We start from the raw sequence: 262 nt of genomic DNA on the forward strand, positions 1-262 counted from the left end.
GTTTGTTCCGGCGGATTCCCCCTTGACGTCAGACTCACCCCGCAGGCTCTGCGCGAGCTATCCAAGATGGACGGTGGGCTAGTGGTCTCGAGTGATCACGAGCGCATCAAAGCAGCTGCGGTCCACTTCGTCCCCGACGGTAGCCTGCCCACGTTGGAGACTGGTACCCGTCACCGCACGGCAGATCGGCTCTCCCAACAAACCGGTGTGCCGGTGGTAGTCGTCTCGGCGTCGATGTCAGTGATGTCGCTCTTCCTTAACG

1 protein-coding gene is annotated in these 262 nt (G+C 61.5%); it reads left to right on the top strand.

Annotated elements, in window-relative coordinates; translation table 11 throughout:
• On the top strand, positions 1-262 hold a 262-nt coding region (locus J3482_RS22065), incomplete at both ends, for a diadenylate cyclase (protein ID WP_206923135.1).

It is taken from the genome of Alicyclobacillus suci (assembly GCF_017329615.1).
GTDB classification, from domain to species: domain Bacteria; phylum Bacillota; class Bacilli; order Alicyclobacillales; family Alicyclobacillaceae; genus Alicyclobacillus; species Alicyclobacillus suci.